Consider the following 18,157-nt stretch of genomic DNA (forward strand, 5'->3'; position numbering starts at 1 on the left):
CCCGGTTACGGTGCACGGCATGCCGACTCCGCGTGCCGGACAGCGCGCCCGGTCCCGTTCGGCCGCCGGGCTCCCCGCGGTCACCGCGAAAAAAGTGATCGACGCGGCGGTGAAGCTCACCGTCGAACGCGGTTTGGAAAACTGGACGCTGCGGCAGCTGGCCGCCGCGATCGGCGCGTACCCGGCGGTCGTCTACCACCACGTCGGGGACCGGGACGCGGTGGTGTGCGCGGTGCTCGACCGGGTCGTCGGCCAGCTGCGGCTGCCCGACGACGGGCTGGAGTGGCAGGAGTGGTTCGTCGAACTGCTGACCGGCCTGCGCGAGCTGCTGCGCAAGCACCCGGGCACCGCGCGCCGGATGGCGTCGTTCGGCCCGTCGGTGGCGGCGGCGACGCCCACGGTGGACCGCGGCGTGCGGATCCTGCTGGACGCGGGCTTCGGCGAAGAGAGCTCGCTCGCCTACACCATCCTCACCACTACTGCGTGCCAGTACGTCGCGCTGGAGGACGACCGCGACTGCAGCCTCGCGCTGCGCTTGGACAACACCGAGGAGTACGCCTCCTACCGCGACCGCGAGGACCTGCCCGGCATGGCCGCGTTCGGGCGCTCGATGCAAGAGCTGCTCAGCGACCCCGAAGCGGCGGCCGATTACCATCCGCGACTGTTCGACTTCGCGATCCGCCGGTGCCTCGACGGGCTCACCTGCAGATTGGCCCAGCTGAACGGGTGAAATTCGCGAAATTGCTCCCGCCCGGGCGTTCACGCTGGGCCGTCCGCGTGGTCATGGTGAAAAGTCGGGCGGCCGCTGCGCCGACCGACACCGATTCGACGCTTTCCCGGCGTAGCGTGGACAGCTACCGGGGGCCCGGCCTCCGGAAGGGACCCCCGGCACTTTCCTCCCCCCTCGTGGTGCCGGGGGTTCTCCTTCCGGGTACCTCAGTGCTGGGGCGGATGCTGGATCGCGGGGAACACTTGGCCCACCACGGTCACGAGCGACATCGTGAGCAGCGTGTGGACCTGGTGCCGGTCCAGCGAGCGGTGCACGAGCCACTCGCGGCCCGCCGCCTTCACCATGCCGGCGAACGCGCGCACTGCGGCGTTCAGCTCCTCGCCGTGCGCGCTTTCGCGGGACAGCCCGACCGCCTCCAGCACGCGGTCGGCCGACGCGCGGTCGGCCTCGGCGACGATCCGGTCCACCTCCGGATCGCGGCCGATGCCCTCCGGTGCGATCGCGGCGAGCCACAGTTTCTCCTGCCCGCGCACCATGTCGAGCAGCCAGTCGATGGCGGCGTCCGCGCGCACTTCCAACGGTCCGTCCGGCAGAATCTGCACCGCAATCCGCGGTACGGTAAGCGCGCGTCGAACTATTTCGAGGTACAACTCCCTTTTTGTTCCGAAATAATGATTGATCAGCCCGCGGGCCACGCCTGCCTCGGCCGCGATGTCCGAAGTGGAAACTTGCGAATACGGACGTTCGCCGAACAGTCTCGCCGCACAGGCGTAGATCTGCTCTTTGCGTTCGTCCGGTTCGAGTCGCCGCCACTTCGGCGCCGGATCGGTGCTCATGGCATCAGTTTGGCATGATCGGTTCAGAAAGGCGGATTAACCGGGCGGAATGTCGCAGCGGAAACACGTTCGGCTGCTACCGCGCGGTATCGCTTGACTGCCCCGCTCAGTCCGGAAGTTCGATCGGCGCGAGGTCCTCGAACCGGTCGCCAGGACCGGGATTCGCCGGATCGCTCGCGCCGCCGAAGTGCCGCTGCACGCCCCACACCGCGTTGAGCGCGGTCTGCACCGCGCCCTCGGCCCAGCCCGCCGTCCACGAGATGTCGTCGCCCGCGAGGAACAAACCTCGGTAGCGCTCGGGCAGTGAATCCTGCACGAAGTGCGTGAAAAGCCGGTGCTGGTACCGGTAATGCCCGGGCAGGTTCGCCTTGAACGCGCCCATGAAATGCGGTTCGGCCTCCCACGACACGGTCACCGGGTCGCCCACGATGTGCCGCCGCACGTCGACGCCGGGGTAGATCTCGCGCAGCGACTGCAACATCACCTCGACGCGGTCGGACACAGAAAGCGGCAGCCACTTCAGCGAATCGTCGGCCCACGTGTAGGACAGGCAGATCACCGCGGGCCGGTCCGGGTCGTCGCCGAGAAGGTAAGTGCCGCGCGGCATCCGGTCGGTGAGCGTCATGCTCATCGTGTCGCGGCCGGTGACCGGGTCCGGGTCGAGCCAGAACGGGCGGTCGACGGGCACGAACACCTTGGAGGAAGCCATGTAGTGCGTGCGCTCGATGGCCGTCCAGTGGTCGATCGGGAACAGCGCCTCGTCGCATTCGATCTTCGACAGCAGCATCCAGCTCTGCGCGGTGAACACCGCGGCGCCGAACGTGCGGATGTGGCCGGACTCGTCGGTGACGGTGATGTTGTTCGGCGCGGTGCGGTGCAGTCGGGTGACACCTGGTCGCGGCTGGCCGTTTTCGTGCAGTGCGGCCAGATTCGTGCCGGACGGCCAGTGCGCGAGCTTGTCCGGGACGTGCTCCCACAGCCGCTTCGGGAGCTGCCCGCTGCCGCCGACGATGCTGCGGTGCTCGTCGTCCGCGCCGGTATAGACCACCCGGAGGATTTCGAGAATCGAGTTCGGGAAGTCGGTGTCCCAGCCGCCGGTGCCGAATCCGACCTGCCCGAAGATCTCGCGATGCTGAAACGAGGAAAAGGCCGGGGAATCGCATAGGAATCCGTAGAAGGTCTGGTTGTCGAGCCGGGGCACCAGTTCGTTCCAGATCTTTTTGACCGTCGCGGCGTCGCGATTGCGGATCGCGGTCTGCATCTCGGCGAACGACGCGTGCTCGTCGAGTGTGCGCTGCCACGCCTTCGCCACTTCGCCGTACACGTCAGGCAGATCTTCGGGCGTGCGCGCGTAATGGCTGCGGCCCTTGAGATCGACCACCGTGCTCGGTGTGGCGGGCGAAAGCGGGTTCGGGAACGGCACGGTTTCCAGCCCGGCCGTGTCGAGGTAGTGGAACAGTGACGTCGACGCGGGCGGGAACCGCATCGCGCCCATCTCGGCGACGACGTCGTCGGGCAGCCCGGGGAAGTGGTGCGTGCGCAGCCGTCCGCCGATCCCGTCGATCTCGTACACGACCGGCCGCAGCCCGAGCTTCATCAGCTCGTAAGCGGCCACGATGCCGGAGAGGCCGCCGCCGATCACCGCGACCTCGGTGCCGTGCGCCTGCTCCGGCACGGTGCCGAGCCCGGCGGGATGCGCGAGGTAATCGTCGTAGGCGAACGGGAAATCGGGGCCGAACATCGTGATCGGCCTGCCGGCCGGTTCCTCGGCGTGGATCGCGGCGGGAACTGCGGAGGTCATGCCCGGGGTCCTTCGGTGAGAGAGCGGTACATCGACGGCCGTCGGTCGGCCAGGTACGGGGTTTCGGCTCGCGCGTGGGCGAGCACAGCGGGGTCGAGGTCGGCGAAGAGCAGCTCTTCGTCCGGCCCGGCCTTCGCGACGACTTCATCCGGCGACGCGACTGTTGAGCGTCCGCAGTAGCTCAGCTCGCCTTCGGTGTCACAGCGATTCGCGTACACGACGTACAGCTGGCTTTCGTGCGCACGAACCGGAATGAGCAAGTCGGCGACGCGCTCGTACGGCCGCATCAAGGCGGTGGGAACGAGCAGCACCTGCGTGCCCGCAAGGGCGTGCGCGCGGACCAGTTCGGGGAACTCGACGTCGTAACAGATCAGCAGGCCAGCGCGGAGGCCGTTGAACTCGGCCTGCACCACCGGCTCGTCGCCGGGCGAGAACTGGTCGCGGTCGAGGTCGCCGAACAGGTGGGTCTTGCGGTAGTTCGCAAGCCGTTCCCCTTGCGCGGACAGCAGTTGCGTCGAGTTGTACACCGCGTCGCCGTCGCGCTCGGGATAGCCGTAGACCAGCCCGATCTGGTGCTTGGCAGCCAACGCCCCCAGCTCGGCCGCGCGCGGTCCGTCCGCCGGTTCTGCCAGCTCGGCGACGGCTTTCGCACCGATGTTGTACCCCGTCGTGCCCATCTCGGCGGTCACGATGAGCTCGGCGCCGCGCTCCGCCGCCGCGGCCATTGCCTCGGGCAGCCGGTCGTGCGGTCCTTGGTGGACGGCGATGATCATCGGACCTCCGCGAGCCGCGAGCGGCGGATGCTGTAGCCGAAGTAGATGACGAGGCCGAGCAGCATCCACGCGCCGAACACGATCCAGGTCGCCCCGTCGAGGCTGAACATCATGTAGGCACAGCATGCCACGCCAAGGATTGGCGTAACCGGCGAAAACGGCACGCGGAAGGTGCGTTCGGCTTCGGGACGGCGCTTGCGCAGGATCAGCACGGCGATGTTGACCAGCCCGAACGCGAACAGTGTCCCGATGCTGGTGGCGTCGGCGAGCTTGCCGAGCGGGATGAAGGCCGCGAGCACCGCGACGAACCCGGACACCACGAGCGTGTTGGTGCGCGGCACGCCGGTCTTCGGATGCACTGTGGACAGCGATTTCGGCACGAGTCCGTCGCGGGACATGGCGAAGAGGATCCGTGTCTGTCCGTAAAGGACGGTCAGGACGACGCTGGAGATCGCCACGATCGCGCCGATCGCGAGCAGGATGGCCCACAGCGGGTTGCTCGAGATCGTGGTGAGCACGTGCGAGAGCGCGGCTTGCTTGTCGCCGAACTCCTGCCAGGGCAGCGCGCCGACCGCGGCGAACGCGACCAGGCAGTAGAGCACGGTCACGATGGCCAGCGACAGCAAAATCGCGCGCGGCAGGTCCCGCTGCGGGTTGCGCGCCTCCTCGCCGGCGGTGGAAGCGGCGTCGAACCCGATGTAGGAGAAGAACAATTTCGCCCCGCCCGCGCTCATCCCGGCCAGCCCGAGCGGCAGGAACGGAGTGAAGTTCTGCGCCCGGACGGCGGTGAACGCGATGGCGCAGAACAGAATCAGCGTGCCGATCTTCACGACGACCATGATCGCGTTGGCCCGCGCGCTCTCCTTCGCGCCGGAGAGGAGCAGCACCATCGCCAGCAGCACCACGACAATCGCCGGAATATTGACGAGCCCACCGTCACCCGGCGGCCCGCTGAGCGCCTCCGGCAACGTGACGCCGAACGCCAGGTGCAGCAGTTCGTTGACGTACTGCCCCCACCCGACCGCGACGGACGCGACCGAGACGCCGTACTCCAGCACCAAACACCAGCCGCACACCCAGGCGATCAGCTCGCCGAGCGTCGCGTACGCGTAGGAGTAGGAGGAGCCGGACAGCGGGATCATGCCCGCCAGCTCGGCGTAGGAAAGCGCGGAGAACAACGCGGTGATCCCGGCCAGCACGAACGAGACCACGACAGCGGGCCCGGCCACCGGGACCGCCTCGCCGAGCACCACGAAAATCCCGCTGCCCAGGGTGGCCCCGATGCTGAGCATCGTCAGCTGGCTGAGCCCGAGCGACCGCTTCAACGGACCGTGATCCGCCTCGGCCACCAGATCGGTGACCGGTTTGCGGCGCAGCATCGCCGAGGCGAGCCTCCCGCGCGCAGGACTGGAGGAGGTGGTGCTCACCGGGCGGCTCCTAGCGATTCATTGTGACGCCACTGTCGACTTCGAGCCACGGTATCGATCGAAAATTGCCCCGAGAACCGCGTTCTGTTGTGGATTGCGGGTGCTGAGGGGTGATTCATTGCGCTCTCGGGGTCGGTTTCGGCGGGGTGGTGCGGCCCGGAGAGGTTCGGGGTTCCGGGCCGGGAATGACTGTAAGTGATCGGTCCCGGCGGTTCGCGGCGGTGGGTTTACCTGCGCGGATCGGCTGGTGAGGAGCTGTGGACTGGCGGCTTGGCGGTACTGCGACCGCGCTGTCCGATCACCGTGCGCGTAATCGGTGGGAACTGGCGACGTCGAGCTGCCAGGCAGACCGGCCGGAAGCCAGTTCGAGGCGGAAGAGCTTCGGGAGGCGAACGGCGGCTGTTTGCTACCGGCTGGGTCAGGAAGCGGGCGCTTCGGGAAGCAGCAACGTGAACGTCGGCGGATCGGGCCGGGAAAGGCGCAATCGGCCGCCTTCGGCTTCGGCCAGGCTTCTGGCCAGCCGGAGGCCTATGCCGTGGCCGCCGGGGGTGTGGTCGGCGAAGGGGTCGCGCTCGCCGAGGTCTGGGCCTTCGTCGACGACGTCCACGGCCAGGGCGCCGCCGGCGTCGCGGGCTCGGACGGTGATGGTTCCTTCGCCGTGGTTCAGTGCGTTGTCCAGCAGGACGGCAAGCACTTGCCGGACCGCGGGGGCCGATGCGCGGACTGGTGGCGGATCGGTGATTTCCAAACGGAGCTGGCGGTGGTCGGGCAGCGGGTGGTCGGTCAGCTCGGCCAGGAGAGCGGTGAGGTCCAGTTCGTCGCGAGGGGTGCGGCGTTCCCTCGACAGCGCGAGCAGGTCTTCGACGGTGCGTTCCAACCGGTCGGCGGCGGTGATTCCGGCGCGCACCGCGGCGTAGGGATCGCGGCCGGGAGTTTCCAGGGCGGATTCGAGTTGCAGGCGCAGTCCGGCGAGCGGGGTGCGCAACTGGTGTGACGCCTCGGCGGAGAAGGCGCGCTCTCGTTCCAGGGTTTCGCCGATGCGGGTCGCGGTGACGTCCAGAGCCGCGCCGACCCGGTCTATTTCCGGGATCGCCGAGCGTCGGGAGCGGGCGGAGAAGTCGCCTTCGCCCAGGCGCGCGGCAGCGCAGGCAAGGTCCTCCAGCGGACGGGTCAGCCGCGCGGCGATGCGGCGGGCGACCAGCCAGCTGGCCAGCACCGCGCCGATCGCGCACCCGGCCATCACCAGCCAGGTGATGCCGACGTCGCGGGTCAGCGCGGACCGGGGGAGCGCCGCGCGCACGATGCCGGTGAGGCGGGCTCCGGTCAGCACTGGCACGGCCAGCACGTCCTCGTCGCCGACCTTTTGGTTCAGCATGTCGCTGCGGGTCGCGCCGACTCCGCGCACGACGTCGTCCGCGACGGGCGGGCCTTCTCCGGCGAGAAGGTGGCCCTTCGGGTCGTAGACGCCGACCTCGGCGCCGTCCTCGTTGTCCGGCACCTGGAAGGGCTCGCCGGCGGCGAGCGCGTCGGACACCACGACGGCCGCGCCGTCGGCTGCGCGCTCCAGCGCGGACGTGGTGTGCGTGCGGAAGTACCACAGCGCCCCGACGGCGAGCGGCAGTCCGAACAGACTCGTGGCCAGGACCGCAGCGAGGACGGTGAGCGTCACGATCCGGCGGCGCACCCCGTTCAGTCCCCCTCTAACCGGTATCCGTGCCCGCGCAAGGTCGCGATCCTCGGCACTTCGTACGGAGACTCGGCGGCCGAGGCGAGCTTGCGGCGCAGCGCGGCGATGTGCACGTCGAGCGTCTTGGTGGAGCCGTGCCAGTGCGAATCCCAGACGTCGGACATCAGCGTGTCCCGGCTGACGGCCTGCCCCGGCTGGACGGCCAGCCGCGCGAGCAGGTCGAACTCCCGCGCCCGCAGCGCGACCTCCCGGCCGTTCAGGCTGACCCGCCTGCTCGCGATGTCGACCTCCAGCGCGCCGATCCGCACGACCGGCGTCGACGGCGCGGCGGGCGCGCCGCGGCGGAGGTGCGCGCGCACCCTGGCGAGCAGTTCGGCCAGCCGGATGGGCTTGGTGAGGTAGTCGTCGGCACCGGCCTCCAGCCCGACCACGACGTCCATCTCGTCCGCCCGCGCCGTGAGGATCACCAGCACCGCGCCAGGGATGGCCGAGCGCAGCCGCCGGCACACCTCGACGCCGTCGACGTCCGGGAGGCCCAGGTCCAGCAGCACGAGATCGGCCGCCGTCTCGCGCAGCGCGCTCCGGCCGTCCCGGCACCATTGCACTGTGTGGCCGTGCCCGCGCAGCGCGGAGTCGAGGACGCTGCCGATCGCCGCGTCGTCCTCCACCACCAGTACCTTCGCCATGAGGGAAGCCTAACCGGACCCTCCCGGCCGTGTCCGCGCGTCCACAGTGGACCCTCAGCGGGACGCGGCCGAGGTCGGGCATAGTGGCTGCATGCTCGGTCTGTACCCGGAACTCGATCCGTACGACCACGGGATGCTGCCGGTCGGAGACGGCAATACGCTGTATTGGGAGGAATGCGGCAATCCCGAGGGCAAACCGGTCGCGTTCCTGCACGGCGGGCCCGGGGGCGGCGCGTCCGCGCGGCACCGGCGGCTGTTCGACCCGGAGCTCTACCGGATCGTGCTGTTCGACCAGCGCGGCTGCGGCCGGAGCACGCCGCATTGCAGCGAGCCGGACGTCGACCTCTCGGTGAACACGACCTGGCACCTGGTCTCCGACATGGAGCAGTTGCGCGAGGACCGCGGCATCGACCGCTGGCAGCTGTTCGGCGGCTCGTGGGGAAGCGTGCTCGCGCTCGCCTATGCCGAGACGCATCCGGAGCGGGTGACCGAACTGATTCTGCGCGGCGTCGCGACGCTCCGGGTGAAAGAGGTGCAGTGGCTCTTCGGCGGCGGTGCCGCGTGCATGTTCCCGGAGGCGTGGTCGCGCTTCCTCGCGCCGGTGCCGTACGCGCGCCGCGGCGGCGACCTGCTTGAGGTGTACCACGAACTGCTGAATCACCCCGATCCGAACGTGCACGGGCCCGCCGCGCTCGCATGGAGCCGGTGGGAGGGCGAAACCGTGAAGTTCACCCCGCAGGAAGAAGTGGTGGCCGCGTTCGCCGAGCCGGAGTTCGCGCTCGCGATCGCGCGGATCGAGAACCACTACTTCCGCCACGGCGGCTGGCTCGCCCCTGACCAGCTGATCCGCGGCGCCGGGAAGCTCTCGGGCATCCCGTGTGTTCTGGTGCAGGGCAGGTACGACGTGGTCACTCCCGCCACCACCGCCTGGGAACTCGCACAGGTGCTGCCGGGCGCCGAGCTGAAGATGATCGGCGACGCCGGGCACGCCTTCGACGAACCGGGCACGCTGCACGAGCTGATCAGCGCGACCGACCGGTTCGCGGCAGGGTGGGAGGGCAGGTCCGGGCTGTCGAGCGCGGAAGTCGAACGAAAGGAAATCCGCATGCTGTTCGGTGACGAGCACGTTCGCCGTTACGAGGAGACCGACGGGGAGGTCGGGCACGACTGGCAGGACGGCGTGCCGACGCTGGTGCTCACCACGAAGGGCCGCAAGACGGGACAGGACCGGAAGTTCGCTCTCATCTACCAGGAGGACGACGGCAACCCGGTGATCGTCGCTTCGAAGGGCGGCGCGGAGAACCACCCCGGCTGGTACCTGAACCTGCAGGAGAACCCCGAGGTCCGCGTGCAGGTGCGGGCGGACAAGTTCACCGCGCGCGCCCGGACCGCGACCGGCGAGGAACGCGCCCGGCTGTGGGACAAGCTCGCCGCGGTGTGGCCCGCCTACAACGACTACCAGAAGAAGACCGACCGCGAGATCCCCGTGGTGGTGCTCGAGCGGGTGTGATTCCCGCCGCGTCCCGGGTCCGCGCGGCGCCGAACCGGAGCGTCTTCCGCTACGAATGACGCTCATGGCGCTGCGCACCCGGACCCGGGACAACTGGACCCCGCTCGAAGGGGAGCTGCTCGGCTTCCGCGGCATGCAGAAGTACGGCAGGCGGTTCGCGAAGTCCGGCCGGGGCGCCTGGTACCACTTCGCGATCGAGGTGGTGTGGCAGCTGCTCGCCCTCACGAGCCGATTCCGTGTGCGCGGCGCGCGGAACATCCCGGAATCGGGCGGCGTGGTGGTGGCCTCCAACCATCTCTCGAACGCCGACCCGACGACGCTCACCGCGTTCTGCCTCGGCTCCGGCCGGGTGCCGCGGTACCTGGCGAAGGCGAGTCTCTGGAACGCCCCGGTGATCAAGTCGGTGATGCGTTCGGGCAAGCACATCCCGGTCCACCGGGGCGCGCCGACCGCCGCGGGCGCGTACCGCGACGCCGTCGCCGCGGTACGCGCGGGCGAATGCGTGGCGATCTTCCCGGAGGCCGGGCTTTCCGCGGATCCGGACGGCTGGCCGGCGAAGGGCAAGACCGGCGCGGCGCGGATCGCGCTGGAGACCGGCGTGCCGGTGATTCCGGTCGCGAACTGGGGCACGCACGAACTGCTGCCCGCCGGATCGTGGTATCCGCATGTCCTGCCGCGGCGGAAGATCGAGTTCGTCGCCGGGCCGGCGGTGGAGCTCGGCGATCTGCGCGGGCGGGAGCTGACCAGGGACGTGCTGGAGGAGGCGACGGCGCGGATCATGGCCGCGGTGACGGAGCTGCTGGCGGAGATCCGGGGCGTGCGTCCGCCGGTCTGACAACCGGATCCGGCGGTCCGGCTCGGCGGGGTGGCGACCACTGTGGACAATTCAGCGGCGTTACGGGCCAGGTGGCGTCCAATTCCGGTGAGCATCGCCCGGACCCGCCGTCCGGGAATGCGCCGGGGCGAGCGGCCGCCGGGCTGAAAGCGGGCGCCGTCACGCCGCCCCGCGCGGGCGCGGCGGGTAGTTTCAACGGTATGAGCGCAGACTATGACGTGGTGGTCCTCGGGGCCGGAGTCGGTGGGTACGTCGCGGCGATCCGGGCTTCGCAGCTGGGCCTGAGCGTGGCGGTCGTGGAAGAGAAGTACTGGGGCGGGGTGTGCCTCAACGTCGGCTGCATCCCTTCGAAGGCGCTGCTGCGCAACGCGGAGCTCGCGCACACGGTGAAGGAGGAGGCCAAGACCTACGGCATCTCCTCCGACGGGGAGATCCGGTTCGACTACACCGCGGCGTACGAGCGCAGCCGCAAGGTCGCGGACGGGCGCGTCAAGGGCGTGCACTTCCTGATGAAGAAGAACAAGATCACCGAGTACGACGGGCGCGGCACCTTCATCGACGCCAACACCCTCGAGGTGAACGGCGAGCGGATCACCTTCACCTACGGCATCATCGCGACCGGCGCGACGGCTCGGCTGCTGCCGGGCACGCAGCGCAGCGAGCGCGTGGTCACCTACGAAAAGCAGATCCTCGAAAGCGAGCTGCCGGGCAGCATCGTGATCGCCGGAGCCGGCGCGATCGGCGTGGAGTTCGCGTACGTGCTGCGCAACTACGGCGTGGACGTGACGATCGTCGAATTCCTCGACCGGATGGTGCCGCTCGAGGACGCCGAGGTGTCCGCCGAACTGGCGAAGCGCTACCGCAAGCTGGGGATCAAGGTGCTGCTGGGCACCAAGGTCGAGGCGATCGACGACTCGGGAGCCAAGGTGCTGGTGACCGTGTCGAAGAACGGCGAGCAGCAGGTGCTCGAGGCGGACAAGGTGTTGCAGGCCATCGGGTTCCGGCCGAACGTCGAGGGCTACGGCCTGGAGAACACCGGCGTCGAGCTCACCGAGCGCGGCGCGATCGCGATCGACGGCCGCGGCCGGACGAACGTGCCGCACCTGTTCGCGATCGGCGACGTGACGGCGAAGCTGATGCTGGCGCACGCGTCGGAGTCGATGGGCATCGTGGCGGCGGAGACGATCGCCGGCGCGGAGACCATGGAACTGGACTTCGTGATGATCCCGCGCGCGACCTACTGCCAGCCGCAGATCGCGAGCTTCGGCTGGACCGAGGAACAGGCGCGCGAGAAGGGCTTTGACGTCCAGGTGTCGAAGTTCCCCTTCACGGCCAACGGCAAGGCGCACGGCCTCGGCGACGCGGCGGGCTTCGTGAAGGTGCTGAGCGACGCGAAGTACGGCGAACTGCTGGGCGCGCACCTCATCGGCCCGGACGTCACGGAACTGCTGCCGGAGCTGACGCTGGCGCAGCAGTGGGACCTTACGGTGCACGAGGTTTCGCGCAACGTGCATGCGCACCCGACACTGGGCGAGGCGGTCAAGGAAGCGGTGCACGGTCTGGCCGGTCATATGATCAACTTCTGATTCTTCGACGGTCGCCCTGGTCCGCGGTGGTTTCGCGGGCCGGGGCGCTCTCGTTTTCGGCCAGCGGCAAGGAGAACGCCAATTCCGGCCGCGACCACGAGATCCGCGGCGGTTTCGGCGGGACAGTCCCGATCTGCCGGGCACCCATGCGTTCGTAGAACTTCACCGCGGGCGGATGCGACACCACCCGCATCTCGGACAGCCCGTTTTCCCTTGCCGCATCAAGAATGTGCCGGACAAGACGCGCGCCCAACCCTGTTCCCTGTGCTTCGTCGGCGACGAACAACAGATCTAACTCGGCATCGGTGAGCGCGGCGAATCCCACTGGTCCCGAAGGGCCGCGCGCGACCAGAACCTGGTGCTGGCGAAGGTAATCCGGCGTGACGACGTATCCCTCCAGGATCGAGGCGTACTGGCCTTGGTAAGCCGATGATGCGTGCATGAGGTTGGTGAGCGCGGCGGCGTCGGCAGCGGTCGCGCGGTCGATCTTGAACATGGCAGCCACGTTAACCGGCACCACCGACAAAAACTGATCACCTGGCGCGGCGAGCGGGCAACGCGGCCGCGCTGAGCAGACAGAGCGCGGCGCCAATCCCCAGGGAGAAGCGCACGCCGAGCACCCCGGCAGCGATCCCGCCGAGGGTGATGAAAATCGGTTTGGCGGTACGGGTTCCGGTCGACCAAGCGGTGAGCGTCCGCGTCAGGACAGCGTCGTCGATCAGCGACAGGCGGTACGCCGAATAGGTCGGGTTGAAGATGCCCGCCACCAGCAACAGTCCGAAGTTCGCGGCGATCAGCAGGGTGACTCCGGCAGCTCCGGAAATGGCGAACGGCAACACGAGCAACCAAGGCGTACGCGCGAAACTAGTCCACAGCAACACTTTCTGTGCGCCGTATCGAGAACTGAGCGTCGGCGCGAGACGGGCGCCGAGCAGTCCGCCAAGACAGGGGACACCCAGCACGAGCCCGTATTCCCACGGCGCGAAGCCGAGATCCCGCAGCATCAGCACGGTTTGCAGCGGCGTAACCCAAAGGACCGCCCCGCTGAACAACACCGAGTTGAAGAACAACGGCCGCAGTTCGGGACTCCGCAGCAGGTATCGCCATCCGTCGGTGAACCCGCGACGCGCAGGACCCGCTGCGACAACAGGTGGCGGCTCCGGCGCGCGCACGCGGCGGATTCCGAGCGCGGACAGCAGGAACGAAAACGCGTCGATGAGCATCGTCGCGGTCGCGCCCAGCGCGCTGATCAAGACGCCGCCCAACGGCGGTCCGGCTGACCAGCAGATCCAATCGGTGCTCTCGAAGCGGCTCAAGGCGACCGCCCGCTCATCCGGCGCGACAAGGGCCTTGAGATGCGCGCCGCTGGCAGCGGAGAAGATGACGGCTGCGGTGGCGACGACGATGTCGACGGCGTAGAGCTGCGGCATGGTCAGCACGTGCAGCGCGGCCGCCACCGGCACGCTCGCCAAGGCGGCGCAGCGGACCAGGTCTCCGGTGATCATCGCGGGACGCTTCCGGGCGAACTCGACGCGCGGCCCGAGCGGGAAAGCGAGAACCGCGCTGGACGCGGCCGAGATCGCGGTGATCAGGGAAACCTGCCATGCGGGCGCGTCGAGCACGAGCACCGCGACGAGCCCGAGCGCGCCCGCGCCGACCGTGCTGCCCGCCGTGCTGATCGCGTACGCGGCCCACAGCCGCGCGAAATCCCTCCCCAGGTTCGCCACGTGAGCAGACTGCCAGCTCCGCTTCGTGCCCCGGAATGGCCCATCTGCATCTCACCAGATGGGCTATCCGGGCAGATACCACTTTGGTCGGTGGTCTTAGCCCCAGTCGCTATTTAGATTCACGTGACCACAGTCGGTGGCCGGGGGCGAGGACAGGAGCTGTCATGAGAAGAACGAGCCGGGTGGTCGCGTATTCCGCGCCGCTGGCGGTCGGGGTGGTGCTCGCCTGGAGCGGGGTCGCCGTCGCGCAGCCGTCGGCGGCGGACGCGGCGAACGCCCGCGCCGGAGCCGGGATCAGCGCGCTGCAGGGAATCAAGAAGACCCTCAGCCCGGCCGAGCAGAAGCAGTCCAGCCAGCTCGTCGTGGAAAAGCGCCTGCGCGCCGACCGCGGTCTCGCCGCGCTGCTTCCGGATTACCGCACCGGGCTGCCGGTCAGCCAGACCGGCACGGTTTCGGTGGACATCGCAGGTACGGCGGGTGCCGCGATCGCGAACGCGGTGCGCGCCGCGGGCGGCACCGTTCAGTCCACCTCGTCCAATGGCTCGGTTCGCGCCCAGCTGCCGCTGAACGCGGTGGACCGGATCGCGGCGCGCGGCGACGTCCGCCAGGTCCAGCCCGCGACGCAGGCGATGACCTGGAACGAGCCGGACGCGCAGCGTCAGCAGCTGGCCAAGAAGGCCGTCGCCGCCGTGCAGGTGTCCGAAGGGGACAAAGCCCACGGCGCGGACACTGCCCGCACGGATTACGGCGTGAACGGCACCGGCGTGAAGGTCTGCGTGCTTTCCGACGGCGTCAACTCGCTGAAGAAGTCGCAGGACGCTGGCGAACTGCCCGCGGTCGACGTGCTGCCCGGCCAAGCTGGCAGCGGCGACGAAGGCACTGCGATGCTGGAGATCGTCCACGACCTCGCCCCGGGCGCGACGCTCGGTTTCGCGACCGCCTTCACCAGCGAGTCGAGCTTCGCGGACAACATCCGCGCGCTGCGCAACACCGGCAAGTGCACGGTGATCGTCGACGACGTCGCGTACTTCGACGAGTCGCCGTTCCAGGACACGCAGGTCGCGCAGGCAGTCAACGACGTGACCGCGGCCGGCGCGCTCTACTTCTCCTCCGCGGGCAACTCCGGCAACCTCACCGACGGCAGCAGCGGCTACTACGAGGGCGACTTCCGCTCGTCCGGCACCACGCTGCCGGGCGTCACCGGGACCCCACACGACTTCGACCCAGGCAGCGGCGTGCAGACCACCGACCCGCTGTCGCCGGGCTCGCTCGGCAGGCCGGTGACACTGTTCTGGTCGGACCCGTGGGGACACTCGGCCAACGACTACGACCTGTTCCTGCTCAACGCTTCCGGCAGCGTCGTCGCCTCCAGCGCCAACGCGCAGAACGGTTCGCAGAACCCGTACGAGAGCCTGACCGTGCCGACGTCCGGCTCCGGCTACCGGCTCGCGGTGGTCAAGTACAGCGGCGCGGACCGGTTCTTCGCGGTCAACGTGGTCCGCGGCCGGTTCGTCGACTCCGGCTCGCTCAAGGGCTTCAGCACCGCGGGCGTGACCTCGGGCCACTCGGCGGCAGCCGCGGCGTTCTCGGTGGCCGCGGCCCCGGCGGCGGCCGCGTTCGGGCGTCCGCTGGAGACCGGCGACCCGGCGAACCCGGCCGGCCCGTACCCGGGCCTGTTCACCTCGGCCAGCAAGTGGGAGCGCTTCACCTCCGACGGCCAGCGGCACCTCTTCTACAACGCCGACGGCACTGAGCTGACCCCGGGCAACGTGTCCTCGACCGGCGGCGCGACCCGCGCGAAGCCGGACATCACCGCGGCCGACGGCGTGGCCACCTCGGTGACCGGCTTCCAGCCGTTCTTCGGGACCTCGGCGGCGGCCCCGCACGCGGCGGCGATCGCGGCGCTGCTGTTGTCGGGCAAGCCGTCCGCGACCCCGGCGGACGTCCGCACGGCGCTGGTGTCGAGCGCGATCGACCTGGGCGCGCCCGGGTTCGACGCGGTGACCGGCAACGGCGTGATCATGGCCGGTCCGGCGCTGGCCGCGCTGGGCGTGCCGAAGAAGTAGCGATACCGGGAAGGGCGGGTTCTCCGATCGGGGAACCCGCCCTTTTCAGCGTCCGGCGACCAGCAGGTGGAACGCCCGCGGCCCGTCGCCGAGGCGGTCGTGGCGGCGGAGTTCGAGCCCCGCGTCCTCGAGGGCTTTCTCGATCTCTTCCGGCGGGCGCAGCCGGAAGCCGTGGCCGGTGAACGGCATTTCGCGCATCATCTCGGGATCTCCGATGCCGACGACGAACCGGCCGCCGCCGCCGGAGAGCACCCGCGCGACTTCGGCGAACGCGGGCACCAGATCGGGGATGAAGTAGACCGTGTTGACGGTCAGCGCCGCGTCGATCGTCCCGTCTTCCAGCGGAAGCTCGGCCATCCCGGCTTGATGCAGCACCAGCCGTCCGGCGGCGAGGTTCTTCGGGAACGTCCGCCGCGCCCGGGCGAGCGCCGTTTCGGAGATTTCCGCGCCGTGCACGGTGCCGCCCTCGGTGGCCCGCAGCAGGAGGTCGAGACCCAGCCCGCCGCCGAAGCCGAGGTCCAGCGCGGTTTCGCCGCGGCGGATGTCCAGCGCGTCGACCGCTCCGGTGACCGGCCCGCGGTTGACGTTGTTGAGCAGCCGGACAACGGCCTGCCCGGCTCGGCCGCGCGGATGGCCCAGTTGTTTGGCGAAACCGGCGAGCAGAGTGTCACGTGGTCCCATGAACCCAGTGTGCCGCGATATGGCAACGTGCGGGCGAACTGACTTTTGAGGAGGCGACGTGTCGGAGAAGACCGCTGTGGTCACCGGGGCAGGTTCCGGGCTGGGCCGCCGGATCGCGCAAGCGCTGCTCGGTGCCGGTTACCGGGTCGCGCTCGCCGGACGTCGCGAGGACGCCTTGCGCGAAACGGCCGGTTCGGACGCGAACGCGCTGGTCGTGCCCACGGACGTCGCCGATCCCGCTTCGGTGGAGGCGCTTTTCTCGACGGTGCGCAGCGAGTGGGGCCGCTTGGACCTGCTGGTGAACAACGCAGGAGTGTCGCTCGGCGGCACCGTCGCGGATCTGTCCGTCGAGGATTGGCGACGCACTGTCGACACGAACCTCACCGGCATGTTCCTGTGCGCGCAGCAGGCCGTGCAGCTGATGCGCGACCAAGATCCGCAGGGCGGCCGGATCGTCAACAACGGCTCGATCTCCGCGCACGCGCCGCGCCCGGCGAGCGTCGCGTACACCGCCACCAAGCACGCCGTCACCGGCCTGACCCGGTCGATTTCGCTCGACGGCCGCGCCTGGAATGTCGCGTGCGGACAGATCGACATCGGCAACGCGGCCACCGAGATGACCGAGCGGATGGCCGCGGGCATCCCGCAGGCCGACGGACGGCTCCTGGCCGAGCCGACCTTCGACGCGGGCCACGTCGCCGACGCGGTGCTCTACATGGCGGGACTGCCGCTGGACGCCAACGTCCAGTTCCTCACCATCACCGCCACCACGATGCCGTTCATCGGCCGGGGATGACGTGATCGCGGCGGAATTCGTCGAACAGCCGGTAGAACATCTGCTCAGTGTCCACATAGGAATGGAAACCGGCACGGCGTGACTTCGACGTGTCCGCGAACATGTCGTAGTCCCACGAGAACACGAAGTCGCCGAAGGCCCACGAAGAGACGTCGGCGTACGAAGCGGTGAGACCGTGCTTCGCCGCCATCTCGGTCCACAGTGGTTCCTTGTCGGCCATCACCGTGCTTAGCGGCAGCTGTAGCGGCGGAGCGACTTCAAGGTCGAAGTACGCGGCTAGCTTCGGCCACAGCTCTCGCCAGCGAAAGAGGTCACCGTTGGCGATGTTGAACGCTTCGTTGCGGCTCGACGTCGCCGCCCACACCGTGCCCTCTGCGAGCAACTGTGCGTCCGTCATCTCAAGCAGGCTGTCGTACGCGCCGGGCTTGCCGGGAAACCGCAGCGGCAGGCCGAGTTCCTTCGAGATCGACGCGTAGACCGCGATCACGAGCGCGAGGTTCATCGGGTTGCCGAGCGTCGTCCCGCCGACCACGGACGGCCGGATCGCCGACCACGACCAGCCGCCGGCTGCGGCCCGGCGTTCCAGGAACTTTTGCTGGTCCACGTTGAACTCCGGCGGCATGTGCTGTCCGGCGTCGGCTTCGCGGGCGGGAGTCTTGAACGGGCCGAGGTGCGCGCCGTAGACCTTGTAGCCCTGCATCAGGCTGACGTGCTCCAACGGGCCTTCGTCGAGGCCGTTCACCAGGTTCTCCAGCATCGCCACGTTCGGCGGCACGAGTTCCGCCCACGTCGGCCGGTCCTGGTAGGCCGCGTAGAACAGGTGCGTCGCGCCGATGCCGGCCAGCGCCGCCCGGGTGCCCGCCGGGTCGAGCAGGTCGACGGCGAGGCCGCCAGACCCGCCGCGACGGGAGAGTCCGAGCACCTCCCAGCCGTCGAGAGTGCGCAGGTGAGAGATGAGTTTCCGGCCGATGATCCCGTTGGCCCCGGCCACGAGGGCCACGCGTGTGCTGCTCATG

Annotated in this window: 16 protein-coding genes; 6 read left to right on the forward strand and 10 right to left on the reverse strand. The window is 69.3% G+C overall.

The features are described from left to right. Window positions 1-19: 19 nt before the first annotated feature. Window positions 20-730 carry a TetR/AcrR family transcriptional regulator gene (locus tag AB5I40_RS39685; protein ID WP_370935287.1) on the forward strand — a complete coding sequence of 237 codons (711 nt, stop codon included), beginning with the start codon at window positions 20-22 and terminating at the stop codon, window positions 728-730. 206 nt (window positions 731-936) lie between these two features. Here the strand turns inward: AB5I40_RS39685 and AB5I40_RS39690 are convergent, their stop codons facing one another. From AB5I40_RS39690 to AB5I40_RS39715, 6 genes are all read right to left on the reverse strand, one after another. Further along, window positions 937-1,566, reverse strand: a complete 630-nt coding sequence (locus tag AB5I40_RS39690) for a TetR/AcrR family transcriptional regulator (protein ID WP_344287083.1) — start codon at window positions 1,564-1,566, stop codon at window positions 937-939. Window positions 1,567-1,672: 106 nt separating this feature from the next. Further along, on the reverse strand, window positions 1,673-3,367 hold the full coding sequence (locus AB5I40_RS39695; protein WP_370935288.1) for a flavin monoamine oxidase family protein: 1,695 nt from the start codon (window positions 3,365-3,367) through the stop codon (window positions 1,673-1,675). Then, on the reverse strand, window positions 3,364-4,140 hold the full coding sequence (locus AB5I40_RS39700) for a carbon-nitrogen hydrolase family protein (RefSeq protein WP_370935289.1): 777 nt from the start codon (window positions 4,138-4,140) through the stop codon (window positions 3,364-3,366). Before AB5I40_RS39700 ends, AB5I40_RS39695 begins: the two co-directional genes overlap by 4 nt. After that, a complete protein-coding gene (locus AB5I40_RS39705; RefSeq protein WP_370940702.1) occupies window positions 4,137-5,519 on the reverse strand; it encodes an amino acid permease in 1,383 nt (460 codons plus the stop codon). Before AB5I40_RS39705 ends, AB5I40_RS39700 begins: the two co-directional genes overlap by 4 nt. Window positions 5,520-5,985: 466 nt before the next feature. Next, complete coding sequence (locus tag AB5I40_RS39710) at window positions 5,986-7,251, reverse strand: ATP-binding protein (RefSeq protein WP_370935290.1); 1,266 nt, start codon at window positions 7,249-7,251, stop codon at window positions 5,986-5,988. A 5-nt stretch (window positions 7,252-7,256) separates the two neighbouring features. Further along, window positions 7,257-7,940, reverse strand: coding sequence for a response regulator transcription factor (locus AB5I40_RS39715; protein ID WP_370935291.1), 684 nt, complete (start codon window positions 7,938-7,940; stop codon window positions 7,257-7,259). Between the two features lie 91 nt (window positions 7,941-8,031). Between AB5I40_RS39715 and pip the strand changes: the two genes are divergently transcribed. The 3 genes from pip to lpdA all read left to right on the forward strand — a co-directional run bounded on the left by pip (window position 8,032) and on the right by lpdA (window position 11,871). Next, window positions 8,032-9,450: a prolyl aminopeptidase gene (pip, locus tag AB5I40_RS39720; protein ID WP_370935292.1), complete on the forward strand. Its 1,419-nt coding sequence runs from the start codon at window positions 8,032-8,034 to the stop codon at window positions 9,448-9,450. Between the two features lie 55 nt (window positions 9,451-9,505). After that, entirely contained in the window at window positions 9,506-10,285 is a 780-nt protein-coding gene (locus AB5I40_RS39725) for a lysophospholipid acyltransferase family protein (RefSeq protein WP_370935293.1), read from the forward strand. Between the two features lie 200 nt (window positions 10,286-10,485). After that, the gene (gene lpdA / locus AB5I40_RS39730) at window positions 10,486-11,871 is read left to right on the forward strand and encodes a dihydrolipoyl dehydrogenase (protein WP_370935294.1); all 1,386 of its coding nucleotides are present in this window, start codon (window positions 10,486-10,488) and stop codon (window positions 11,869-11,871) included. Here the strand turns inward: lpdA and AB5I40_RS39735 are convergent. Both AB5I40_RS39735 and AB5I40_RS39740 read right to left on the reverse strand, forming a co-directional pair. After that, window positions 11,861-12,367 (reverse strand): GNAT family N-acetyltransferase, encoded by a 507-nt coding sequence (locus tag AB5I40_RS39735; protein WP_370935295.1) that lies wholly within the window; start codon window positions 12,365-12,367, stop codon window positions 11,861-11,863. The genes lpdA and AB5I40_RS39735 overlap by 11 nt on opposite strands. A gap of 37 nt (window positions 12,368-12,404) precedes the next feature. After that, window positions 12,405-13,598, reverse strand: coding sequence for an MFS transporter (locus AB5I40_RS39740; RefSeq protein WP_370935296.1), 1,194 nt, complete (start codon window positions 13,596-13,598; stop codon window positions 12,405-12,407). Window positions 13,599-13,762: 164 nt separating this feature from the next. On the opposite strand from AB5I40_RS39740, the gene AB5I40_RS39745 reads away from it, so the two are divergent. After that, entirely contained in the window at window positions 13,763-15,664 is a 1,902-nt protein-coding gene (locus tag AB5I40_RS39745) for a S8 family serine peptidase (protein ID WP_370935297.1), read from the forward strand. A 45-nt stretch (window positions 15,665-15,709) separates the two neighbouring features. On the opposite strand, the gene AB5I40_RS39750 is transcribed toward AB5I40_RS39745, so the two are convergent. Continuing rightward, window positions 15,710-16,345, reverse strand: a complete 636-nt coding sequence (locus tag AB5I40_RS39750; protein ID WP_370935298.1) for a class I SAM-dependent methyltransferase — start codon at window positions 16,343-16,345, stop codon at window positions 15,710-15,712. A 58-nt stretch (window positions 16,346-16,403) separates the two neighbouring features. Between AB5I40_RS39750 and AB5I40_RS39755 the strand changes: the two genes are divergently transcribed. After that, window positions 16,404-17,141 (forward strand): SDR family oxidoreductase, encoded by a 738-nt coding sequence (locus AB5I40_RS39755; protein WP_370935299.1) that lies wholly within the window; start codon window positions 16,404-16,406, stop codon window positions 17,139-17,141. On the opposite strand, the gene AB5I40_RS39760 is transcribed toward AB5I40_RS39755, so the two are convergent. Further along, complete coding sequence (locus tag AB5I40_RS39760; RefSeq protein ID WP_370935300.1) at window positions 17,125-18,156, reverse strand: SDR family oxidoreductase; 1,032 nt, start codon at window positions 18,154-18,156, stop codon at window positions 17,125-17,127. The two genes, AB5I40_RS39755 and AB5I40_RS39760, sit on opposite strands and share 17 nt — an antisense overlap. Window position 18,157: the final 1 nt, after the last annotated feature.

The organism is Amycolatopsis sp. cg13, assembly GCF_041346965.1.
In the GTDB taxonomy this organism is placed as follows: domain Bacteria; phylum Actinomycetota; class Actinomycetes; order Mycobacteriales; family Pseudonocardiaceae; genus Amycolatopsis.